16 protein-coding genes are annotated in these 22,465 nt (G+C 73.6%); 10 read left to right on the top strand and 6 right to left on the bottom strand.

The genetic code is table 11. From position 1 onward, the window contains the following. The first annotated feature begins 102 nt into the window (after positions 1 to 102). The 4 genes from narH (at position 103) to DTL70_RS18360 (ending at position 4,112) form a co-directional block, all read left to right on the top strand. Positions 103 to 1,752, top strand: coding sequence for a nitrate reductase subunit beta (narH, locus tag DTL70_RS18375; protein ID WP_114023211.1), 1,650 nt, complete (start codon positions 103 to 105; stop codon positions 1,750 to 1,752). After that, positions 1,749 to 2,390 carry a nitrate reductase molybdenum cofactor assembly chaperone gene (gene narJ / locus DTL70_RS18370; protein ID WP_114023035.1) on the top strand — a complete coding sequence of 214 codons (642 nt, stop codon included), beginning with the start codon at positions 1,749 to 1,751 and terminating at the stop codon, positions 2,388 to 2,390. Before narH ends, narJ begins: the two co-directional genes overlap by 4 nt. Further along, entirely contained in the window at positions 2,387 to 3,157 is a 771-nt protein-coding gene (gene narI / locus DTL70_RS18365) for a respiratory nitrate reductase subunit gamma (protein WP_114023034.1), read from the top strand. Before narJ ends, narI begins: the two co-directional genes overlap by 4 nt. Before the next feature lie 106 nt (positions 3,158 to 3,263). Beyond that, on the top strand, positions 3,264 to 4,112 hold the full coding sequence (locus DTL70_RS18360; RefSeq protein WP_114023033.1) for a metallophosphoesterase family protein: 849 nt from the start codon (positions 3,264 to 3,266) through the stop codon (positions 4,110 to 4,112). Between the two features lie 108 nt (positions 4,113 to 4,220). On the opposite strand, the gene DTL70_RS18355 is transcribed toward DTL70_RS18360, so the two are convergent. The 4 genes from DTL70_RS18355 to DTL70_RS18340 are packed head-to-tail and all read right to left on the bottom strand — an operon-like array spanning position 4,221 to position 7,958. Beyond that, positions 4,221 to 6,074 carry a hypothetical protein gene (locus DTL70_RS18355; protein WP_181860978.1) on the bottom strand — a complete coding sequence of 618 codons (1,854 nt, stop codon included), beginning with the start codon at positions 6,072 to 6,074 and terminating at the stop codon, positions 4,221 to 4,223. Further along, positions 6,071 to 6,817 carry an ABC transporter ATP-binding protein gene (locus tag DTL70_RS18350; protein WP_114023032.1) on the bottom strand — a complete coding sequence of 249 codons (747 nt, stop codon included), beginning with the start codon at positions 6,815 to 6,817 and terminating at the stop codon, positions 6,071 to 6,073. The genes DTL70_RS18355 and DTL70_RS18350 overlap by 4 nt, the downstream gene beginning before the upstream one ends. A 10-nt stretch (positions 6,818 to 6,827) precedes the next feature. After that, entirely contained in the window at positions 6,828 to 7,379 is a 552-nt protein-coding gene (locus tag DTL70_RS18345) for a GNAT family N-acetyltransferase (protein ID WP_114023031.1), read from the bottom strand. A 24-nt stretch (positions 7,380 to 7,403) separates the two neighbouring features. Beyond that, the gene (locus DTL70_RS18340; protein ID WP_114023030.1) at positions 7,404 to 7,958 is read right to left on the bottom strand and encodes an HAD domain-containing protein; all 555 of its coding nucleotides are present in this window, start codon (positions 7,956 to 7,958) and stop codon (positions 7,404 to 7,406) included. A gap of 442 nt (positions 7,959 to 8,400) precedes the next feature. Here DTL70_RS18340 and DTL70_RS18335 point away from each other — a divergent pair, with 442 nt between their 5' ends. The 5 genes from DTL70_RS18335 to DTL70_RS18315 are packed head-to-tail and all read left to right on the top strand — an operon-like array spanning position 8,401 to position 16,793. Further along, positions 8,401 to 10,551 (top strand): fibronectin type III domain-containing protein, encoded by a 2,151-nt coding sequence (locus DTL70_RS18335; protein WP_114023029.1) that lies wholly within the window; start codon positions 8,401 to 8,403, stop codon positions 10,549 to 10,551. Further along, positions 10,542 to 11,552 (top strand): AAA family ATPase, encoded by a 1,011-nt coding sequence (locus DTL70_RS18330; protein WP_220183632.1) that lies wholly within the window; start codon positions 10,542 to 10,544, stop codon positions 11,550 to 11,552. Before DTL70_RS18335 ends, DTL70_RS18330 begins: the two co-directional genes overlap by 10 nt. Beyond that, positions 11,552 to 12,727 (top strand): DUF58 domain-containing protein, encoded by a 1,176-nt coding sequence (locus DTL70_RS18325; protein ID WP_114023028.1) that lies wholly within the window; start codon positions 11,552 to 11,554, stop codon positions 12,725 to 12,727. Before DTL70_RS18330 ends, DTL70_RS18325 begins: the two co-directional genes overlap by 1 nt. Then, positions 12,724 to 15,309, top strand: coding sequence for a transglutaminase TgpA family protein (locus tag DTL70_RS18320; protein ID WP_114023027.1), 2,586 nt, complete (start codon positions 12,724 to 12,726; stop codon positions 15,307 to 15,309). Before DTL70_RS18325 ends, DTL70_RS18320 begins: the two co-directional genes overlap by 4 nt. Beyond that, positions 15,306 to 16,793, top strand: a complete 1,488-nt coding sequence (locus tag DTL70_RS18315) for a protein kinase domain-containing protein (protein ID WP_114023026.1) — start codon at positions 15,306 to 15,308, stop codon at positions 16,791 to 16,793. The genes DTL70_RS18320 and DTL70_RS18315 overlap by 4 nt, the downstream gene beginning before the upstream one ends. A 180-nt stretch (positions 16,794 to 16,973) precedes the next feature. Here the strand turns inward: DTL70_RS18315 and DTL70_RS18310 are convergent, their stop codons facing one another. Continuing rightward, positions 16,974 to 17,273, bottom strand: a complete 300-nt coding sequence (locus DTL70_RS18310; RefSeq protein ID WP_114023025.1) for a hypothetical protein — start codon at positions 17,271 to 17,273, stop codon at positions 16,974 to 16,976. A 179-nt stretch (positions 17,274 to 17,452) separates the two neighbouring features. On the opposite strand from DTL70_RS18310, the gene DTL70_RS18305 reads away from it, so the two are divergent. Next, a complete protein-coding gene (locus tag DTL70_RS18305; protein ID WP_114023024.1) occupies positions 17,453 to 21,850 on the top strand; it encodes an FtsK/SpoIIIE domain-containing protein in 4,398 nt (1,465 codons plus the stop codon). A gap of 311 nt (positions 21,851 to 22,161) precedes the next feature. On the opposite strand, the gene DTL70_RS18300 is transcribed toward DTL70_RS18305, so the two are convergent. Then, on the bottom strand, positions 22,162 to 22,428 hold the full coding sequence (locus DTL70_RS18300) for a WXG100 family type VII secretion target (RefSeq protein ID WP_114023023.1): 267 nt from the start codon (positions 22,426 to 22,428) through the stop codon (positions 22,162 to 22,164). Positions 22,429 to 22,465 lie beyond the last annotated feature (37 nt).

Here is a 22,465-nt window from a genome sequence, read left to right as displayed (position 1 = left end):
CACAAGACGCGTCTTGAGCACGAAACGCACCAGACGCAGCAGACACAGCAGACGCACCAGCAGAGCAAGCGCCGGAAGAAGAACGCTCCGCCGGGCCGGGTGATGGCTCAGGTGGCCATGGTGATGAACCTCGACAAGTGCATCGGCTGCCATACCTGCTCGGTCACCTGCAAGCAGACGTGGACCAACAGGGCCGGTACCGAGTACGCGTGGTTCAACAATGTGGAGACACGCCCGGGGTTGGGCTACCCGCGCGGTCACGAGGACCAGGACAGGTGGAAGGGCGGCTGGAAACTCAAGCACGGCCGCCTCGTCCCCCGCTCCGGAGGCCGCGCCCGTCGCCTCGCACGGCTGTTCGCCAACCCGGAGCTGCCCACCCTGGCCGACTACTACGAACCCTGGACCTACGACTACGAGACGCTGACCAGCGCCCCGCTGGGCGACGACCTGCCCACCGCACGCCCCCGCTCCCTCATCGACGGCGCGGAGACGGACATCACCTGGGGGCCCAACTGGGACGACGATCTCGGCGGCGGGCCCGGCCGGCTGTCAGGCGACCCGGTGCTCCAGCAACTGGAGCGGGCCGGCGAGCGGGTACGCCTGGAGTACGAGCAGGCGTTCATGTTCTATCTGCCGCGCATCTGCGAGCACTGCCTCAACCCCTCGTGCGTGGCCGTCTGTCCCTCCGGCGCGCTCTACAAGCGCATCGAGGACGGCATCGTGCTGGTCGACCAAGACCGTTGCCGGGGCTGGCGGATGTGCGTGTCGGGGTGCCCGTACAAGAAGGTGTACTTCAACCACCGCACCGGCAAGGCCGAGAAGTGCACGCTGTGCTACCCGCGGATCGAGGCCGGGGAGCCGACCGTCTGTTCGGAGACCTGCGTGGGACGGCTGCGCTACCTGGGGGTGATGCTCTACGACGCCGACCGGGTGGGCGAGGCCGCGTCCGTGGAGGACCCGCAAAAGCTGTACGAGGCGCAACTGGAGTGCTTCCTCGACCCATGGGACCCGCACGTGGCCAAGGCGGCGGAGGAGTCGGGCATCCCGCACGACTGGGTGACGGCGGCGCGCCGCTCCCCCGTGCGCGCCCTCATCAGCGAGTACAAGGTGGCGCTGCCGCTGCATCCGGAGTACCGCACGATGCCGATGGTCTGGTACGTGCCCCCGCTCTCACCCATCGTGGAGGCGCTCAGCCGCGACGGCCACGACGGTGAGGACCCCGCGGCGCTGTTCGGAGCCATCGACTCGCTGCGCATCCCGCTGGAGTACCTGGCCGGCCTCTTCACGGCGGGCGACACGGTTCCCGTCGAGGCGTCGCTGTGCCGGCTGGCGGCGATGCGCTCGTACATGCGCCGCATCAACCTCGGTGAGGAACGCGATCCCCGTCTGGCCGAAGCCGTCGGCATGGACGCCGGGCGGATGGAGGAGATGTACCGGCTGCTGGCGCTGGCCAAGTACGACGAGCGGTACGTCATCCCCACCAGCTACACGGGGCAGGTGCCGGCCGACCCCGGCGCGAGCGGATGCGGGTTGGAGGGCGAGGGCGGCCCCGGCATGTACGAGAGCCATGCCGACGCCTTCCACGCGCTCTCCCCCGTCCCGGCGCAGGCCGGTACCGGCGCGGACGCGGGCACGGACGCCGGTGCTCCGGCGGACTCCCCCACCTCCGGGCGGGTCAACCTCCTCAACTGGAACGGCAGAGGGCGCCCAGCCGGGCTCTTCCCCCGCCGCCGGGGAGGCGAGCACGCGTGACGACCGCGCTGGTCCACCAGGCCGCCTCACTGCTGCTGGGCTACCCGGACGAGAACTGGCCGGAGAGGGTGCTGACCGTCGAGACCACGCTGTCGGCGCTGCCGCCCGGCGCCTGCCCGCAGGCCGCCGACGTGCTGCGGTTCTGCCACGAGGTCGCGGACGTGCCCGCCCTCCGGCTGGCTTCCCGCTACGTGGCGACGTTCGACCGCAGCCGGCGGCGCACGCTGCACCTGACCTACTACTCCGACGGCGACACCCGCAGGCGCGGTGCCTCACTGGCGGCGCTCAAAGCGCTGATGCGCCGGCACGGCTGGGCGGTACCCGAAGGCGAGCTGCCCGACCACCTGCCCGACGTCCTGGAGTTCGCCGCGCGGTGCCCCGACCCCGGTGTCGGGGTGCTCACCGAGCACCGGGCCGGACTGACGCTCCTGACCAAGGCGCTGACCGGCTACCGCAGCCCGTACGCGGCCGTGCTGCACGCGGTGTGCGAGACCCTGCCCGCGCCCGCACCCGCCGACCGTGCGGCCGTGCGCGCCCTCGCGCACCAGGGCCCACCCGCCGAGACGGTGGGCCTCGGCCCGGGACCCCTCGTCGACCTCCCCGCCCCGCTCCCCCACACGGAAGGTGCACGCCGGTGACGCACGTGAACACCGCGCTGTGGGGCGCCTTGCCCTACCTCGTCCTCGCCGTCTTCCTCGGCGGCACCGCCTGGCGCTACCGGTACGACCGGTTCGGGTTCACCACCCGCTCCAGCCAGCTGTACGAGAGCCGGCTGCTGCGGGTGGGCGGGCCGCTGTTCCACTACGGCCTGTTCCTGGTGATCGGCGGGCACGTGGTCGGACTGCTGGTACCCGAGTGGTTCACCGAGGACCTCCGGGTGAGCGAGCGCCTCTACCACCTCAACGCCCTGGTGGCGGGCGGCGCGGCGGGGCTCGCCGCGCTGGCGGGCCTGACGGTGCTGCTGTGGCGCAGACTGCGGGTGAGGGCGGTACGGGCCGCGACCAGCCGCAGCGACGTCGCCGTGCACGCCCTGCTGCTCGTGGTGCTGCTGGCCGGGCTGACGGCCACCACGTCCAGCGGGCTCTCGGGCTCCTACGACTACCGGCTGGGCGTGTCCGTGTGGTTCCGCAGCCTGTTCGCGCTGGACCCGGACGTGGCCGCCATGCGCGCGGCCCCTGCGGTGTACCAGATGCACGCCCTCCTGGCGATGGCGCTCTTCGCGCTGTGGCCGTTCAGCAGACTGGTGCACGCCTTCACGGCGCCACTGGGCTACCTGGCACGCCCCTACATCGTCTACCGCTCGCGCGCCCGCTCCCTGCCGCCGACCCGGACGGCCACCACCGGGCCCGGGTCCGGGCCGGGGCCCGCGGCACCGCACCGATCCGCCCGGCGACGGGCTCGCTGACCGCCCAGGGAGCAGAAGACGGGTTGCTCGAGCCCGTGCGCCGTGTCGGTGCCGACGGTTATCGTCGGTGCCGACAGGGGACAGCGGGGGATCGAGGGAGTACCGGATGGCATCGGGCCGTGGACGTCTGCTCGCGGTCAGCGACCTGCACGTGGGGATGGCGGACAACAAGCCCGTCACCGACTCGCTGCGGCCGCACACCGACGAGGACTGGCTGATCGTCGCCGGAGACGTCGCGGAGGTCTTCGCGGACATCGAATGGGCGCTGCGGCTGCTGGCGGGCCGGTTCGCCCGCGTCATCTGGACGCCCGGCAACCACGAGCTGTGGAGCCCGAAGGGCGATCCGGTGCAACTGCGCGGCGTGGCGCGCTACGAGCGCTTGGTGGAGCTGTGCCGTTCGTTGGGCGTGCTGACTCCTGAGGACCCGTATGCGCGCTGGCAGGGGCCGGAGGGCGAAGTGGTGATCGCACCGCTGTTCCTGCTGTACGACTACTCCTTCACGGCTCCCGGGACGCGGACGAAGGAGGAGTCCCTCGCCCGCGCGCACGAGACCGGCGTGGTGTGCACGGACGAGTTCCTGCTGCACCCGGACCCGTATCCGGCCGTCGACGACTGGTGCAGGGAGAGGGTCGCCGTCACCCGTGAGCGGCTCGACGCGCTGGGTACGGACACTCCGCTCGTCCTGGCCAGCCACTGGCCGCTGCTGCGCGAGCCGACGAACGTCATGTGGTATCCGGAGTTCGCACAGTGGTGCGGTACGGAGCTGACGGCGGACTGGCACACGAGGTATCCGGTGGCCGCGGCCGTCTACGGTCACCTCCACATCCCCCGCACCACCCACCACGACGGCGTCCGCTTCGAGGAGGTCTCCATCGGCTACCCGCGGGAGTGGCGCCGCAGAGGCCACCCGCGCGGACTGCTGCGCCAGATCCTGCCCACACCGGAGGGTGACTGAACGGCAGCCCGCCAGACCCCCGGAGGGCGGCTGAGCGGCGGGCCGCCGCACCTCCGGAGGCTACTCGGCAGCGTGCGGGAGGGAGACCGAGCCGCAGGCCGACCGCTCTCAATCCGCCGGGCGCAGCAGCTTCCTCACTCGCCGCGCGGTGGCGAACAGCAGTCCGCACGTGAGGGACAGCGCCGTCATCACCGGCCGCAGGAGGGCCTCGGGCGGCGCGCCGGGCTCCAGGGCGCCGCTCGTGCCCAGCCCGGCGGTCAGCGCGGCCACGGTCGTCAGGAAGGGAGCCGCGTACCAGAAGAGGAAGACGAAGGCGCTGGCGTCCCCGGCGGGCGTGACCAACCCCAGTGACATCAGCTCCGTCCGCACGGGACCGCGTACCGCCGCCAGCACCGCGGCGGCGGCGAACGGCGGAGCGCACAGCGGCATCAGCAACAAGGCCCGCTCCCCGCCGTACAGGGCGAACGGGACAGCCGCGAGCGTGGTGAGCACCACGCCGAGCGCCGTCGGCACGAGCGCGTGCTGGAACATGAGAGCGCGGAAGCGGAACGGGGACCACGAGGAGCGCCGTAGATCGTCCGCCTCCAGCCGCGCGGTCTCGGCCAGCCTGCCCACCCCGAACCAGCCGAGCGCCAGCGCCACGGCCAGGACGACCAGGCGTGCGGTTCCCTCCAACGCGACCGCCAAGGACGCCGTCCCGGCGCCTGCGGCGATCCACAGGGCAGCGCCGACGAGGCGCCCGGGTGCGCGCAGCAGCGCGACGGCGTCCCGCCAGGCGACCACGAGCCGGCGCGAGCGCGGCGCGGGCAGCCGCCGCCGGGTGCCGGAAGCGCCGTCGGCGAGCGCCTCGGCGACCGCGAGCTTGGCGGCGCGCAGCTCGACGGACCACAGGACGGAGGCCACGGTCGCTGCCGTCGCTGCGCGGGCCCGCAACCGCCGGGTGGGGATCGTCCCGGCGGTCCGATCGGCGTGCACCACGGCGGCGGCGGTGACCACCGCCAGCAGCGCGGTGGCCACCGGCCAGCCCGGCGCGTGCCCGCTCGACGCGTGCAGGATCGGCTGCACCGCCCAGCCCCAGGGGCCGGACCACAGCTCGGCCGTCTCCAGTACGCGCAGCACGGCTCGTTGCCCGCCCGCCGGCCCGCCCGAGGCCGCCGACCAGGCCGCCTGCCCGGCGAGCGCGACCAGCAGCAGGACCGCGTAGGGCGTCAGCGTACGGACGCGTCGTGCCCAGCTCAGGCGGCGTTCGACCTGCAGCGCCAGCGCGGCTGCCAACAGTGGCAGGCACACGCCTGCGGGCATGCACAGCGCCAGTGCGGGGCCCAGCGCGGTGGACCCCGTCAGCCGCAGCAGCACCGCCCCGCCCACCGCGCACAGCACCCCGGCGACCGTCATCAGGGCCGTCGTCAGGCGGAAGGCCGGCCGCAGCAGCCGGTCCCGCCGCACCGGTTGGGCCAGCGGCCAGGACAGGTCGGGGCGCGGCACCAGGACGGGCCCGCGCCACAGCGCGTCCCGGGCTGCGAGCACCGCCAGTCCGCACGCCAGCAGTACCAGGACGGCCGGCAGTGCGCGACCCGCCGCCTCGGAGGTGTGGTCGTCCGCGGCGAGGTGCCCGAGGCGTTGCGCGAAGCGGTAGCCGAGGGTGCTGCCGTAGCCGACGCCCAGCAGCAGGATGCCGTACGCGGTGACGGCGAGGTCGCGGTTGCGTTGGCCGCGGTGGGCCCGCCGCTTGTCGCGCAGCCACCTGAGCGTCTCTCGGGTGCGGTCGTACTCGGGGCTCCAGGCGGCGTCGGCGTCGGCGTCGGCGTCGGCGTCGGCGTCGGCGTCGGCCCCGTCGCACGGCCCCGCGTCGTCCGGGGCAGTGTCGACCGGGGCGGGTACGGAGTCCTCCCCGCCCTCCGCGCCCTCCCCGCGGGACTTTTCGGCAGGTCGGCCGGCGCAGCGGTCAGCAGACCCGCTCACGTCCCACCGTCCCATTCGTGCAGCACGTCCGGGGGGCCCTCCGCGCGGACGCGGCCGTCCTCCAGGACGACGACGTGGTCGGCCACCGCGTGGACGAGTTCCGCCTGGTGGGTGGCGAGCAGCAGCGCGACCCCGTCGGCCTTCTCGCCGCGCAGGAGTTGTGCGAGCCGGACGCGCGCCGCCGGGTCGAGTCGCTGTTCGGGCTCGTCGAGGACGAGGAGGTCGCGCGGGCGGACGAGGGCCGCGGCCAGCTGGAGCGCCTGGGTCTGGCCCGAGGAGAGGGCGGAGGGGAGCTGGTGCGCGTGTCCGCTCAGCCTGCGGTCCGCCAGCACCTGGTCGATCCAGCCGTCCGCGTCGGCCACGTCGTGGGCGACGGTGATGAGTTCGAGGTGCTCGCGGACCGTCAGGTCCGGGTAGAACGCCACGGTGTCACCGGCGACGGCCACGCGCGCCCGTACCTGCGGGTCGTCCTCGTCGACGGGTCTGCCCTCGAACAGTGCCGTGCCCACTGTGGGCTTGTCCCGGCCGCAGGCCAGGCGCAGCAGTGTCGACTTGCCCGATCCGTTGTGTCCGAACAGTGCCGTGCACGTGCCCGCCGTCACGTCCAGGTCGAGGGGGTGGAGGGCCTGCCGCTCGCCGAAGCGGCGGCCGACGCCCGACAGTCTCAACAGCGGCTGTTTTCCCCCACGTGCGGCGCCGCGCTCCCTGCCGCTCTCCGCCTCGCTCTTCCCCGCGTCCACCATGGCGCCCGCGTCACCTCTTTTCGTGACCGGGACGGTACCGGGCGTGGACGAGGACGTCGTGGCCGAGGAAGTGGTCCTCGCGCAGCGGGGTGAATCCGAGCCGCTGCGCGACCCTCTCCGAGGGCGTGTTGGCCGGGTGGATCATCGCGGTGAAGTAGGGGGCGTCCAGCCGCCGGAAGCCCCACTCGACACAGGCTCGTGCGGCTTCGGTGGCGTATCCGCGGCCCCAGGAGGAACGCCGGAAGGTCCAGCCCGCCTCGACCTCGTCGAAGACGTCCCAGTGGTTGAGTCCGCAGCGCCCGATGAACTCCCCGGTCTCCTTGAGTTCGACGGCGCACAGCCCGTGTCCGCGCTCCGCCCATTGGCCCTCGATCTCGGCCAGCCGCGCGTACGCCTGTGCGCGGGTGAACGTCGGTACGAACCGGGTCACTTCGGGGTCGGCGTGCAAGGTGACCATGTGGTCCACGTCGTCGCGGGTGAGCGGTCGCAGCAGCAAGCGTTCCGTCTCGATGACGGCGGGCTCGCGTCGGCGCGCGGGAGAGGGACTGTCGTTCGGGCCCATGTCGGCATGATCGCGGTGCGGGTCTCACCCGGTGTGGTCGGGGCCCAGCGCACGCGCGAAGGCGTCGAGTGCGGTGAAGTCCTCCTCCCTCAGGCCGACCCGGGGGTCGACGTGGCGCAGCAGTGCCGGGGCGCCGTGCCGCCTGGCCACGAAAGCGCGGTCCGCCTCGCCGACCTCGTCGTCCACCCAGGCGAAGGGCCGCCCGGCGGCGTGGGCGATCAGGTGGCTCGTCTTCCAGTAGGTCCCCTCCTCGCCCTCGCCGAAGAGCGCGGGCCAGGCCACGACCGGCAGGTGCGGAAGCCCGAGGACGGGTGCGATGTGCACGTTGGCGTCCTCGCCCCACGTGGTGGCCCACACCAGGTCGTACAGGCTGCTCAGTTCGAGGAGCCGGGGGCCGTGCGCGGGATTGAGCCGCACTCGCAGCGTCGGTACGGCGTCCGGCGGCGCACCGGCGTGCAGGGCGATCCAGTTGTCCGGTTTCATCCGGTGCGTCGTGTACCCGGCGGGCCGCCGCTCGGGGTTCGCGGCCCAGGGATTGAGCGGGCCGTCGACGTCCAGGTAGAGGAGTGGGCGACTCATCGGGGCCATCCTGTCAGCAGCGGGGACGCGAGCGCAGGAGGCGGCGCCCGGTGCGCTTCCCGCGGCCGGAGCGCGAGCGGTCCTGTGACGGCGGGGTCCGGTGTCGGTGCCGGACGTCATACTCCTGTCACAGCCCCGCGTTCGGCGGTGACCGGCTCGAGGGTTGGTTGGTTAACCTTCGAAGGCAGCGCATCGCGGGTGACGTGGTGCGTGGACGGACGGGGAGGGGACGGGGATGCCGGAGACTCGGGGGAGCTCCGAAGGAAGCCGGACGCCGGGGTTGCGTCCGCGGCGGCTGGTCGACGACGGCGGCGGCGAGGGGGAACGCCGTCCGCGGGGTCTTGCGGCGTTCAGGGCTCGCCTGGCGGCGCTGAGGGCGTCCACGTGGGCGGCCGTACGCCCGAGTCGCCGCCGGGCGACAGGATACATCGCGCTGTGTTCGGTGGGCGCGCTCGTGGGCACCTCCGTCGTGGTCGGTTCGGGCAAGGCGGGCGCGGTGCCCGATCTCTCCGACATCGGCGCCTGGCTGACCAGTTCGCGTACGGGCGAGGCAGCGCACGCCAACGGGTTGACCGGTGATGTGGACGGCAAGGTGAAGCTGCCCGGCATGGGTGACCACCCGGTCTCCATCTCGCAGGACGGCAAGACGGTGCTGGTGCTGGACGAGAAGACGGGGAAGCTGGTGCGGATCGACGCCTCGCAGCTGACCGCCGAGCAGTCCTCGCGCTACGGCTCGGGGCTGCAACTGGTGTCGGGGGGCTCGTACGCGTACCTCGTCGACCCGGTCAAGGCGCGGGTGCAGCGCATCGATCCGGTACGCACGACGCCACTGGGCGCTCCGATGGATCTGGGCGCGGGCCCGCTGGGCAAGGCGGTCGCCGATCCCAAGGGGACGCTGTGGGTTCCGGTGCCCGGCAAGGGCACGGTCGTGCCGTTCCCGCACGGCAAGAAGGGCGACGCCATCAAGGTGGGCGCCAAGAGGGGCGAGGCGTCCACTCTGGTGATGACTTTGGCCGACGGCCGCCCGGTCGTCACCGACACCAGGGGCGGCACGGTGGCGGTGTTGCGGCGCACGGGAATCGGGCTGCGTTTCAAGCTGCCGTCCGGCATCGCCGAGGCACCGGCGGGGACGGTTGTGGTCCCGTCCTCGACAGCCGGTGACGTGGTGCCGGTGCTGGCACGCGAGTCGGGCCGCATGACGCTGGTCAACACCCGTACGGGCTCGCTGTTGAACGCCTCCCTGGGCGCGGGCAGCCACGAGTACGGCACTCCCCAGGTGCTCGGTTCGAAGGTGTACGTACCGGACCACTCCAACGGCACGCTGAAGGTGTACGACACCGAGGCGGCCGCGATCACCGAGCCGGTGAAGGTGACCGGCAAGCGCGGAAAGCTGAGCCTGTTCGTGCGCGACGGCCTGCTGTGGGTCAACGACGAGGACAACGAGACCGCCGTGGTGATCAACTCCTCGGGGCACGTCAACCGCGTCCACAAGTACGACACGGATGTCCCCTCGGGCCGTAAGCCGCGCGAGGACCCTCCTTCGGGTGATGACGGCAAGCGTGACCCGGCACCCGGCCGGGACGCGCCTGACGCCGTGCCGGAGGGCCCCTCGAACCCAGGCCGGGACGAGACGCCGTCCGGCCCTGACGCGCCCGCGCGGAAGCCGGACAGCGGCGGTGAGCCGAAGGAACCCGAACGCAAGGAGCCGGAGCGGCCGCGGAAACCCGAACGGCCCGACAAGGGCGAGGAGAAGCCCGAGGCGCGGCCACCCGGTACCCCGCAGGCCCAGTCCGGCGCCGGCGTCATCCGGGTCTCCTTCGCCCCGTCGCCCGGGGTGAAGCCGACCGGATACCGGCTCAAGGGGGCGCCGGCGGGCGCCGAGGTGAAGCCGGAGAAGGTGGGCCCGAACGGGCCGTTCACCTTCGAGGTGAAAGGCGGCTCCTGCGCCCAGCAGTACAGCTTCTCGGTGGAGGCGGCGTTCGCGGGCGGGCAGACGGCGGAGTCGGGCCGCACCGTGCCCACCCGGCCGTGCGTGGCGCCTGGTGCCCCGCAGAAGGTCGAGTACGCCTTCCCGCAGGGCGGCAGGGGGATCAATCTGACGTGGCAGGCGCCCGCCAACGCCGACGGCGGCACCAAGTACACCGTCACCGGCGGCAAGGGGTCACAGACCACGACCGCGACGAAGGCGCAGCTGACCGGGCTGGCGAACAACCGCACGTACAACCTGACCGTGGCCGCGGGCAACGCGGCGGGCTCGGGAGGGAGCACGGCCGTGGCGGTGGATCTCTCCAACCCGAAGGACATCAAGATCACCGACAACGCCGACGACGGTGAGGAAGTCGGCATCCGCACCAAGCCGAGCACCAAGGAAGGCACGCGGCTCGGCTTCGTGCCGGCCGGACAGACCCCGACGCTGCAATTCGTCTGCCAGGTCAGGGGGACAGCCGAGGTTCACGACACCTACGGCTGGAAGAGCGACGTGTGGGACCGCATCGAGTGGGAGGGCAAGACCGGCTACGTCAGCGACCTGTGGGTGGCCACCAGCAAACACAAGGTAGGCAAGTTCTCTCCGGAGGTCTGGCAGTGCGACTAGAACCCAAGCACCCCGCTGCCCCGTCCGCGTCGCGCGAGTCCGTCGCGCTGCTCGCTCAGTGCTTCCACGCCCTGGGGGACAACGTCGAACGTGTCGTCAAAGGCAAGCGCGGCACCGTCGAGCTGGCACTGGTGTGCCTGTTCTCCGAAGGGCATCTGCTGATCGAGGACGTGCCCGGCACCGGCAAGACGACGCTGGCGCGCTGCCTGGCGGCCTCGCTGGAGGCCAGTTGGCACCGCGTGCAGTTCACACCCGACCTGCTGCCCTCCGACATCACCGGGGTGACGATCTACCGTCAGAACACCGGTGCGTTCGAATTTCTGCCGGGCCCGGTGTTCGCCAACATCGTGCTCGGGGACGAGGTCAACAGGGCCTCCCCCAAGACGCAGTCGGCGATGCTGGAGGTCATGGAGGAGCGGCAGGTCACGGCAGACGGCCGCACTCATCCGGTGCCGCGTCCCTTCATGGTGATCGCGACGCAGAACTCGGTGGACATGGGCGGCACGTATCCGCTGCCGGAAGCGCAGTTGGACCGGTTCCTGATGCAGGTCACCCTCGGCTATCCGGACCACGCCTCCGAGGTCGCCGTCCTGTCGGGCACCGACTCGCAGTCCGGGCAGCCCGGCATCGAACAACTGCCGACCATCGCGACGGGCACACACATCGCCGAGTTCATCCAGGTGGCCCGGCAGATCCAGGTGGCGCCGCAGCTGTACGACTATCTGGTGCGGGTGGTGGCGGCCACCCGTGAGCTGCCCGAGGTGAGGCTGGGCGCGAGCCCGCGCGGCTCCGTGGCGCTGCTGCGCGCCGTGCGGGTGCGGGCCGCCTCGCAGGGGCGTACGTACGCACTGCCCGAGGACGTGAAGGCGCTGGCGGGCCCCGTGCTGGCCCACCGGCTCATCCTGACCCCCGAGGCCGAGTTGAGCGGCCGCGGTGGGGCCGACGTCATCGCGGAGGCGCTGGCCACGGTTCCCGTTCCGCAGGCGGGAGCCCCTCTCTGATGCTGTCGCCGACGGGGTGGGGGGCACTGGTCGGCGGAGCGGCACTCCTGGGGGCCGGGTACGGGTTCGGCTATCCGGAGGCGGCGGTCCTCGGGCTGGCCTGTCTGCTGGCTGTGGGGGTGGCCCTGGTGTGGACGGGGCGCTCACCGCGGCTGTCGGCGCGCCGCCGGGTCACGCCGCGCAAGGTGGCGCGGGGCGACGGGGCGGAGAGTTTCGTCGCCCTGACCAACACGGGGGGCCGCAGCCGACGGGGGCTCGATCTGACCGACCGGTGCGGCGAGTCGCCGCTGACGTTGCACGTGCCGGCGCTCGCCGCCGGGGCGGAGCACATTGTGCGCTACCCGCTGCCGACCGAGCGGCGCGGTCGCATCGCGCTGGGGCCGCTGCGGCTGGAGCGTACGGACCCGCTGGGTCTCTCCCGCCGGGTGCGGGTGTTCGGGCCGCGCGAGGGTGGTTCGGACACGCTGCTGGTGCGGCCCCGGGTGTGTCTGCTGCCTGTCCTGCCGTCGGGGACGGCGCACCACGTGGAGGGGCCGACGTCGGACACCGCGGACGAGGGGTCGCTGACCTTCCACGCCCTGCGCGAGTACGTGTTGGGGGACGATCTGCGCAGGGTGCACTGGCGCTCCTCCGCCCGCACCGGGACGCTGATGGTCAAACAGCTGGTCGACGTCTCGCTGCCGCACACCACCGTGGTGCTGGACACGCGCGCGGTGGCCTACGCGGCCGAGGACGATTTCGAACTGGCGGTGGACTGCGCCGCGTCCGTGGCGTTCGCCGCGGCCCGCTCCAACTTCCCCGTGGACGTGCTCGGCGAGACCGGCCCTGTCCTGCGCACGGACGGGGCGGGCGGTGGCGACGCCGACGCGCTACTCGACCGGCTCGCGCTGGTGCACCTCAGCGAACGCGCCTCGGCAGCCGGTGCGTTCGACGACCTGGAGCGGGCTCGTCGCCGCGGCTCCCTCGTCGTCGTCACCGGAACGGGCGACACCACCGGGCTCGGGGCGCTGGAGCGGGTGCGCCGCCGCTTCGACCGGACGGTGGTGCTGCGTGCGGGCGCAGAGACGGGCGGAGCCCAAGCGGAGCCACGCAGCCTCGGCAGTGACGTCCCTCAGCTGCGGGTGACGGGGCTGGATTCCCTGCCGGCCGCCTGGCGTCGGGAGGCGGTGCGATGAGTCCCGCCTCGACGCCGCGCTTCGCCACCCCCGGCGCGCGGCCGGCAGCCCACGACGGCCCGTCCTGGGCACCGCCGCGCCCGGCCGCGCCCGACCCGGCCACCGTGGCGGCTCCCGGCGTCCCGCCGCGACCGCGGTCACCGGCGCAGGAAGGCGCCGACGACCGGGGCGCCGACGACCGGCACCGGCTCTCCCCGGCACGCCGCGCGTGGTCGCTGCTGCCCGTCGCCGGGATGCTGGTCTGCGCGGGCCTTGGCTTCCACCGGGTCTTCGCCGTGGGCCCGCTGCTGCCGGTGCTGGCGGTGGCCGTGCCGGTCCCCATGGCGGTGGCGGCCGGCCTGTACACGGGGCAGCGCCGCAAGGGACGGGTGGCGCCGCTGTGGCCTTCGTTGGTGCTGAACGTCGTGGTGTGGCTGGTCGTGGTGTGCGCGACGCTCTTTCGTGGCGACGCGTCCGTCGGGCTGCCGACGGGCGGGGCGGTGGCGAAGGTGGGGGCGGCGCTGCTGGACTCGCCGCACGCGGTCCTCACGACGATCCTGCCCGCGCCCTCGGGCGCCGACTTCCTCGTGCTGCCGCACGCGGTGGTGTGGCTGGCGTCGCTCGCCGCCACGGAGCTGGCGCTGCGCACCCGGGGGCCGCTGCTGCCCGCGTTGCCGCCCGTGCTGGCCTTCGGCTTCCCGCTGGTGCTGGGCGTGGCGGGGCCGGGCTCCAACGTTCCGGTCGCCGCCGGTCTGGTGGCGTGCGCGGCCCTGCTGCTGCTCCCGCGGTCGCGGGCGGCCGGGCGCGGCACCGTACGGATGCTGAGCGCCGGTCTGCCCGTGGTGGCGGTGCTGGCGCTGGCTGCCGCGCTGCTCGGCCCGCGGCTCCCGGGGCTTGCCGGGCGCGAACCCTGGGACCTGCGCCAGGAGGTGCGCACGCCCCTCGTCCATCCGCGGTCCACCAGCCCGCTGGACCAGGTGGCCGCGTGGCTGCAACACCCCGAGTCGCGGTTGTTCACAGCAAGGAGCACGGCGGACCGCAACTGGCGGCTCGCCGTGCTGGACCGCTACGACGGAGTGAAGTGGACGTCCGGCGCCCACCTGGCCCGCTCGGGCGGCAGAGTGCCCGAGCAGCGGGGAGCGGAGCCCGGGCGCCGCGAGCGGGTGGAGCAGCGGGTCACCGTGCAGAACCTGCCCGGCATCTGGCTGCCGGCCGCCGACCGCCCCTCGGCGGTCACGCTCACCGGCACCACAGGCGAACGCGATGCGGGCGGCGCCGAGGCCGGACGGCTCGCCGTGGATCCGGACAGCGGCGTGGTGGCCGTCGGCGAGGGCGGTACCACCGGCACGCGCGGCAACCGCGGCCTGTCCTACACCGCTGTCTCCCAGGCGCCGGTGTACGACCCGAAGCGGTTGCAGTACGCGGCCGTGCCGAAGGGCGCCCGGTACAAGTCCCTGCCCCGTACCGACCAGGCGGGCGAGCCGATCAAGGCCGTCGAGACGTTCCGGCGGCTGGCGGCGACGGCCACAGCGGGCAGCAGTTACCCGTACCAGCAGGCGTACAAGCTGGCCGGCTGGCTGCGCGAGCACTTCGACTTCGATCCCAAGGCGGTGCCGGGGCACGCCTACCGGAACCTGGAGTTCTTCCTCACCACGGGCAGGCGCGGCACCTCGGAGCAGTTCGCGGCGTCCTTCGCCGTCATGGGGCGGACGCTGGGGCTGCCGACGCGGGTCGCGGTCGGCTTCCGCGCGGAGGGTGGCGAGGGGCACGGTGCGGGTGGGAAGGGCACCAGGCAGGTGACCGGGCAGGACGCGCTGGCCTGGCCGGAAGTGCGCTTCGCGGGGATCGGCTGGGTGCCGTTCTACCCGACCCCGGGGCAGGCCTCCGAGGAGGGCGCTTCGGTGCCGCCCGCCGGACAGCCCGAGGAGCGCGAGAAGGCCGACCGCGACATCGCGGAGCAGCAGCGCCCGTCCGTGCCGCCCCAGCAGCCGGACGACGGTGGGAAGGACGGGAGGGCGGCGCCTTCCGGGGGCGGCGGACTGCCTGTGTGGGCCTACGTGCTGTCGGCGGGGCTGCTGCCGGTCCTCGCCTGGGGCGGCTACGCGGTCTGGGCACCGTATCGGACCCGCAGACGGCGGCGTGGCGCCCGCGATCCGGGGCAGCGGGTGCTCGGCGCCTGGCAGCAGATCGTCGACCGGCTCACCGAGATCGGTCTGCCCGCCACTTCCGCGCACACCGCCACCGAGGTGGCCGCGTTCGGCCTCGAGCGGATCGGCGGGCGCGGCAGTGAACAGCTGCCCGCTTTGGCGCGGCTGGTCAACGAGGTCGACTACGGGGGCCGGGCGCCCGACGAGGCCGCCGCGGACGCCGCCTGGCGGCACTGCGACGCGATCGAGGAGGTCGTCACGCGTACGGTGCCGCGACGCGAGCGGGTCAAACGGGCGCTGCGCTGGTCAACGGTGAGACGTCACAGCCGTGCGGGAGCACCCGTACGCGCGGGCCGCCCGAAAGTGCCCGTCCGTTCGGACGGTTCGGGAGCACCCGTACGCGCGGGCGGCTCCGGAACGTCCGTCCGTACCGGCAGATCAGGAGTGCGCCAGTGAACACCGTCCCGAACTGGGGTCCTCCCGAGGCGCCTCCCGCTGCCGGACCGCTTCCCGCGCTGCCCGAGGGGTATCAGGCCCAGCGCGTGCTGCACACGGGGCCACGCGGCACGGTCGTGCTGTGCCGGGAGGCCGGAAGCGGCAGGGAGGTGGCCGTGCGGGTGCTGCCGCCGGTGCTGGAGGATCCCGCGCGCCGGCTGGCCGCGCACTCCGAACTCCTCGCGGCCGGCGCCGCGGCCGGGCATCCCTGCGCGGTCACGGTGCGGGACGCCGGGTGCACACACGCGGGACAGCTGTACGTGGTGACGGAACACTGCCCGGGTGGTTCGGCGCAGGACAGGCTGACCGCTCGCGGCCCTTACCCGGTCGAGGACGTGCTGGTCGTCGGCGTACGGCTGGCGCTCGCGCTGCACTCCTCGCACCGGCGCGGGGTGCTGCACCTGGAGGTGCGCCCGTCCCGCGTCCTGTACGGCGCGGCGGGTGAGGCGCTGCTCACCGGGCACGGGTTGGGCCGGGTGGTACAGCGTGCCGTGCCCTCGGCGGGCGCTGACACGGACCCGGCCTACGCACCCAGGGAGCTGTTCGGCTGGGAGGCGCCAGGACCGGCCGCCGACGTGTACGCGCTGGGGACGACGCTGTACGCGCTGCTGGCGGGCGAGCCGTCCCGTGCGGGTGCCGTACGGGAGGGCGGGCCCGCCGCCTACGAGGCCGCGCTGGCGGGCGGGCTGCCGCGGCCGCACCGGGGCGACGTGCCCGAGCCGCTGTTCGCGCTGTTGCACCGGATGACGGCCCCGCACGCGGAGGGGCGGCCGCCGCTCACGGAGGTGCACCGGGTGCTGCGGTCGCTGCTCCCCGTGGACCGCGCCGCCCAGGTCCCCGACCTCCAGCCGGAGGCCGACCCCGAGGTGCCGCTCCCCGGCTGGGATCCGGCCGACGACGCGCTGACCGAGCCGCCGCCGGTCGTCGACGACGACCCGGACTCGGCCGAGGCCCTGGCCAGACGGCGCAGGACGCGCAACAGGGTCGTCGCCGCGTGCGGCGCCCTGCTGCTGGTGGCCGGCGCCGCGCTGGCGCTGTTCCTGGTGCGGGACGCGGGTGGCGAGGCGGGCGGCGGGAAGGGAAGCCCCACCGAGAAGCCGGCGAAGTCTGCCCACCCGCTGCCCAAGGGGCAGGTCCCTGACTTCCAGGCGCAAGAGGTGAAGGTCACCCGGGTCGGCAAGCAGGTCCAGGTCGTCTGGAGCAAGCCGAAGAAGCCGCAGCCCGTCTACGGCTTCGCCATCACGGCCCAGTCCGCCGACGGGAAGACAGTGAAGGTGAAGAACACGAACGCGGACGAGCCGTCCGTCGTCTTCTCCTCCCCACCGGTCGAGCCCGGCTCCTGCTACGTGGTGACGTCACTGGTGCAGACCGCCGACGGCAGCGTGGGGCTGGCCTCGGCGGAGGCGGTGTGCGACAGAGGGGAGTCCAGGGCCCCGGCCGGCTGACCACCGCCGCCGGCCTGCCTGCCCGGTGCGGCACCGTGGCGGAGCGGGCCGGAGGCGTCCCGCACCCGCCACGGAGTGGCCCCCCGGCGGAGGTCAAGGGTGACGACGTGGGCGCCCGTGTCGGCGTCCTGTAGGGCACCACCTTGAAGTAGGCGCGCTGCGGCAGGCACCCGTGTGACATCAGGCCTGGGAACCGGCCTCCTGGTCCAGCAGGTCCGCCTCGCGGTCCCAGTGCTGTGCGGTGGCGCGCAGCCCATGTGCCATGCCGTCCAACGAGCTGCGCCGGTCGCGCAGTGCCGCGGTGACGCGCTCGGCGTACGGTCCGGACCACACGCCGTCGGCGCTCGCCTTGGACAGCCCCGTGTCCAGGGTGGAACCCAGCGAACCCGCCAGGTTGCGCGCCTTGTCCGCGTGGTCGCGCAGGCGCTGGGCCCGTGCCCGCGCCTGCTCCGGGGTCTCGCCCGGCCTCGTCGCTCCCATCCGTCCCCCCCTGTAGCTCCCTACGCCGCGCCACCGGCGGTCGACGTACTGGCAAGCGTAAGACCAACAGTCCTGCCCGGAGGCGCTGTTGCATGATTGCTACGCGGAGCGGAGCACACCAAAGCAATAGCCGGTGATTCTGGGACACGGACACTGCATCGGCCGACCGGGGGGCTCATATGGAACTGCGGCTGACCGCCGTCGACGCCGCGGGCGGGCACCGCGCTGACCTGCTGGTGGACGCGGAGCCGGACGCCGCCGTCGGGACCGTCGCGCGGGAGATGGCCCGACACGTGGGCGGCGAGGACGGGGGCGGCCAGGGCACACCCCCCGCCCTGCACGTGGGCGGCTATCTCCTCGACCCCGCGCTACCGCTGGCGGACTCCCCCGTGCGGGACGGCGCGACGGTCTCCCTCGGCACACCCGGGGGGTGCCCGCCGCCGCAGGGACAGGGAACGGTCGAGGTACGGGTCGTGGGCGGCCCGGACGCCGGGCGGGTGTACCGGCTCGGCCCCGGTGTCGCCGTCGCCGGCAGCGGGCCCGAGGCCTGGGTGCGCCTCGCCGACAGCACCCTGCCCAGCTCCGCCTTCGAGATCGACGTGGCACTCGACGGCACGGTGACCGTCAGCCCGGCGTTCGGCAGCGGCGTGACGATGGACGGCAAGCAGGTGGAGGGGCCCACCGGCTGGCGCCGTCGCGGCACGGTCGCCGCCGGGCACTCGCTGTTCGAGCTGAGCGAGCCGGTCTTCCCCGACACCGCGCTCAAGCCCTCGCAGGACGGCACCGGGCTGGACTACAACCGACCGCCGCGGATCAAGCCGTCGGCCCGCACGACGCAGTTCCAGTTGCCGCCCAGGCCCACGCAGTCGGAGACGCGGCCCATGCCGTGGGCGGTGGCGCTGGCGCCGATGCTGGCGGCCGTCGCCCTGGTGGTGGTGCTGGGCAGCGCCATCTACCTGATCATGGCGGTGCTGACCCCGGTCACGCTGGTGGCCAACCACTTCTACGACCGCAGGCAGGGCCGCAGTTCGCACCGCCGCAAGCGCCGCGAGTACGAGCGGCAGAAGGTCTCGATCGAGTACCAGGCGCGCAAGGCGATGTCCCAGGAGACGGCCGCGCGCCGGCTCGCCTGCCCGGACCCGGCCGAGCTGTACCTGACCGCCACGGGGCCCAGGCAGCGGCTGTGGGAGCGGCGGCTGGAGGACGACGACTTCGGGGTGCTCCGCGTCGGGACGGGGGCACTGCCCTCCGAGGTGGAGGTGAGCGACCCCAACCAGCAGGAACACCTGCGTGCCGAGCCGCGCGTGCTGACCGACGTCCCCGTCCCGGTGGCGCTGCGCACGCACGGCATCCTCGGCGTCGCGGGCCGCGGCGAGCTGCCCCGCGCCCTCGGACGCTGGCTGGTCGCCCAGGCCGCTGTGCTGCACAGCCCGGCCGACCTGAGCGTCTACGTGCTGACGGACCCCTCGGGCCGCGAGGCGTGGGAGTGGGTGCGCTGGCTGCCGCACGCACACGACCGCCAGGGGCGCGGCGCGGTGGCGCTGGTGGGCACGGACGCGGCGAGCGTCGCCCAGCGGATCAGCGAGCTGACAGTCCTGCTGGGAGCCCGCCGGGAGGCGATGGGCGAGGGGTTGTCGGGGACCGAACACCGGTGGCGCGGCCCGCGTGTCCTCGTCGTGCTCGACGGTTCCCGCCGGCTGCGGTCACTTCCTGGGCTCAAGCAGCTGCTGGTCGAGGGACCGCACTGCGGGATCCACCTGGTGTGCCTGGACGCGGACCGGCGGTTGCTGCCAGAGGAATGCCGCGCCCTGGTCGAGGAGGACCACTTCGGACTGTTGCAGGTCTCGCAGTTCGGGGAGCGTCCTGTGCAGTCGGTGCGCCCCGACTGCGTGCCGCCCGACTGGTGCGAGACCGTCGCCCGCGCGATGGCACCGGTGCGCGACGTGAGCGACAAGGAGGCGGGCGCGCTGCCGGACTCCTGCCGGCTGCTGGACCTGCTGGCTCTCGAACCGCCGACGGCCGAGGCCATCGCGGCACGCTGGGCGGTGGGCGGGCGCTCGACCGCGGCGGTGATCGGCGTCTCCTTCGACGGCCCCTTCACCATCGACCTGGTGCGGGACGGGCCGCACGGGCTCGTCGCGGGCACCACCGGGTCAGGCAAGTCGGAGCTGCTCCAGACGCTCGTGGCGTCCCTGGCCGTGGCCAACAGGCCGGACGCGATGAACTTCGTCCTGGTCGACTACAAGGGCGGTGCGGCCTTCAAGGGGTGCGAGCAGCTGCCGCACACCGTCGGCATGGTGACCGACCTGGACTCCCACCTGGTCGAACGGGCGCTCGTCTCGCTCAACGCCGAGGTGCGCCGCCGCGAACGCATCCTGGAATCGGTCGACGCCAAGGACATCGAGGCCTACGAACTGGCCACCCGCCGGGACCCCTCACTGGCCCCGCTCCCCCGGCTGCTCATCGTCGTCGACGAGTTCGCCTCGATGGCCAGGGAGCTGCCTGACTTCGTGACCGGTCTGGTCAACGTCGCCCAACGCGGCCGTTCCCTGGGCGTCCACCTGATCCTGGCCACGCAGCGGCCCAGCGGCGTGGTCTCCCCGGAGATCCGCGCCAACACCAACCTGCGCATCGCCCTGCGGACCACCGACAGCGCCGAGAGCCAGGACGTGATCGATGCGCCGGACTCGGCCGCCATCACCCGCACCACACCGGGGCGCGCCCTGGTGCGGCTGAGCGCCTCCTCACTCCTGCCGTTCCAGTCAGGACGCGTCGGCGGGCGCAGGCCGCAGGCGGAGGCCTCCACCGCGGCCGAGCCGTGGGCCGTGCCGGTGGAGTGGGCCGGTCTCGGGCACCCGCTGCCGGTCCGCCCCACGCCGCCCGGGCAGGAGGACGACGACCCGCTGACCGACCTGGCGGTGCTGGTCGCCGCCATCGGCGAAGGCGCCGCCGCCATGCGGTTCGCCCCGCCCTACCGCCCCTGGCTCGAACCCCTGGCCGACCTGGTGACGGTCGCCGGCCTGCCGCGCCCGGCGGGCGGCCGCCAGGACGACGTGCCGCCCGTCGCCTTCGGCGTCACCGACGTACCGGCACGGCAGGACCGCTCACCGCTGACGCTCGACCTGGTGGGCGGGGATCACCTCCTGCTGGTCGGCGGGCCGCGCTCGGGACGAACGACGGCTCTGCGCACCGTCGCCGCCGCCCTCGCCGACGTCTCCTCCCCCGCCGACGTCCACCTCTACGGCGTGGACTGCGGCTCCAACGCGCTCGTTCCGCTGTCGGTACTGCCGCACTGCGGAGCGATCGTCACCAGGGACCAGACCGACCGGCTCACCCGGCTGCTGGGCAGGCTCCAGGCGGAGATCGTGCGCCGCCAGCAGCTGCTGGCGCAGGCGGGCGCGGCCGACGTAGCCGAGCAGCGGGCCGCGGCGGCCTCGCCCGAGGAGCGCCTGCCGTGGATGGTGCTGCTGCTGGACGGCTGGGAGAGCTACACCGCCACCTACGAGTCGCACGACTACGGCAAGCTCATCGACGCCATGACGCAACTCTTCCGCGAGGGCCCCTCTGTGGGGCTGCGCGTCGTGATGACCGCGGGACGCGGCGGCCTGTCCGGCACCGTCTCCTCGTCGTTCGGCGACCGGCTCATCCTGCGCCTCGCCGACCCCAACGACTACACCACGGCCGGAATGACGCCGCGGGACGTTCCCTCCCACCTGCCGCCCGGCCGCGCCCTGCGGCCGGGCGACGACGGGGTGCTGGAGAGTCAGATCGCGCTGCTGGACCCCGACCCCGCCGGACAGGCCCAGGTCGGCGCGGTCCGCCACGTCGCCGAGCGGGCCGTCGCCGCGTACGGCAGGCCCTCGCCCGCCCTCCGCCCGATGCGCGTGGATCCGCTGCCGGCCCGCGCCACGACGGCCGAGGCGCTGGCGCTGGCGGCGGAGTCCGGACTGCCCGGCGGGCTGTGGACCCTGGTGGGCGTGGGCGGGGACGAACTCGCCCCGGTCGGCGCCGACCTGGCACAGCACGGCCCCGGCTTCGTCATCGCAGGTCCGCCCAAGTCGGGGCGTTCCACGTCGGTGTGCGCGGCGGCCCGCTCGCTGCTGCGCGCCGGGGTGCCCCTCGTCCTCGTCACCCCGAAGCGCTCTCCGCTGCGCGACCTGGAGGGCGAACCCGGCGTGGTCGGCGGGGTACGGGAGATGACGGAGTCGGCGCAGCTGCAGGAACTGCTGGTCCAGGCTCAGGAGCGCGGGCGGTACGCGGTACTCGTCGACGACGCCGAGCTGGTGTTCGACACTCCCGTAGACGCCGTCCTGGAGACGGTCGTGCGCGGCGGCGTCGACGGCGGGCACGGGCTCGTGGCGGCCGGCACGACGGACTCACTGACCTCCCAGTACCGGGGCTTCGTCAAGGAAGCACGGCGAGCGCGCAGCGGGCTGCTGCTGTCGCCCCAGAACAACGCGGAGGGCGAACTGTTCAACATCCGGCTGCCCCGTGCGGCGGCCTCCGGCATAGCGGGCCGCGGACTGCTGGTGCTCAGCGGCGACATGATGCCGATCCAGGCGGTCACAGACGCCTGAGCGGGCCCGTTCGCGGGGGCCCGCTCACGGGGTGGTGCCGCGCCCCTCCGCGACGGGGCTCACGACGGGCCGCCACCGGGCGGCCCGGTCCCACACCGCGGCACACCTCCGCCGGCTGTCGGACCCCACACGACAGCGCGGCCCCACACAGCAGCGCAGCGCCAGACAGCAGCGCGGCGCCATACGACGGAGCGGCGCCACACAGCGGTGCGGCTCCGCACGGCAGCGGGCCGCAGCCGAGTTGGCTGCGGCCCGTGCGAGGCCGGCGCGGCGGGCAGGGGCCCGTAGCCGGTGAGCCGTGACCCAGGGGGTCAGTTCGTGGCGTGGTCGATGTTGTCCGCGTTGGTACGCGCGGCCCGGCCTGCGTCCCGCAGTGTCTCCACGAAGCGGTCGAAGGTCGGCTTGAGGCTCTGCCACTCGGAGCGGAACTGCTGGGCCTTGCCGCCGGTCCAGTAGCCCCCGCTCTCGTCGCACGCGGTCTGCAGGCTGGTGATCAGCCCCTGAAGCTGGTTCGCGTCACCGTCGAACTTCCCCGCCAGTTCACGCAGCCGCGCCAGGTCGGCACCGTTCATTCCCATCGGGAACCCTCCCCGTTATCCGGTTATGACACGTCTT

The sequence above is a fragment of the Streptomyces diacarni genome (genome assembly GCF_003323715.1).
In the GTDB taxonomy this organism is placed as follows: Bacteria; Actinomycetota; Actinomycetes; order Streptomycetales; family Streptomycetaceae; genus Streptomyces; species Streptomyces diacarni.
The sequence above is the reverse complement of the archived record's forward strand: the minus strand, read 5'-3'. Positions and strand labels throughout refer to the sequence as shown.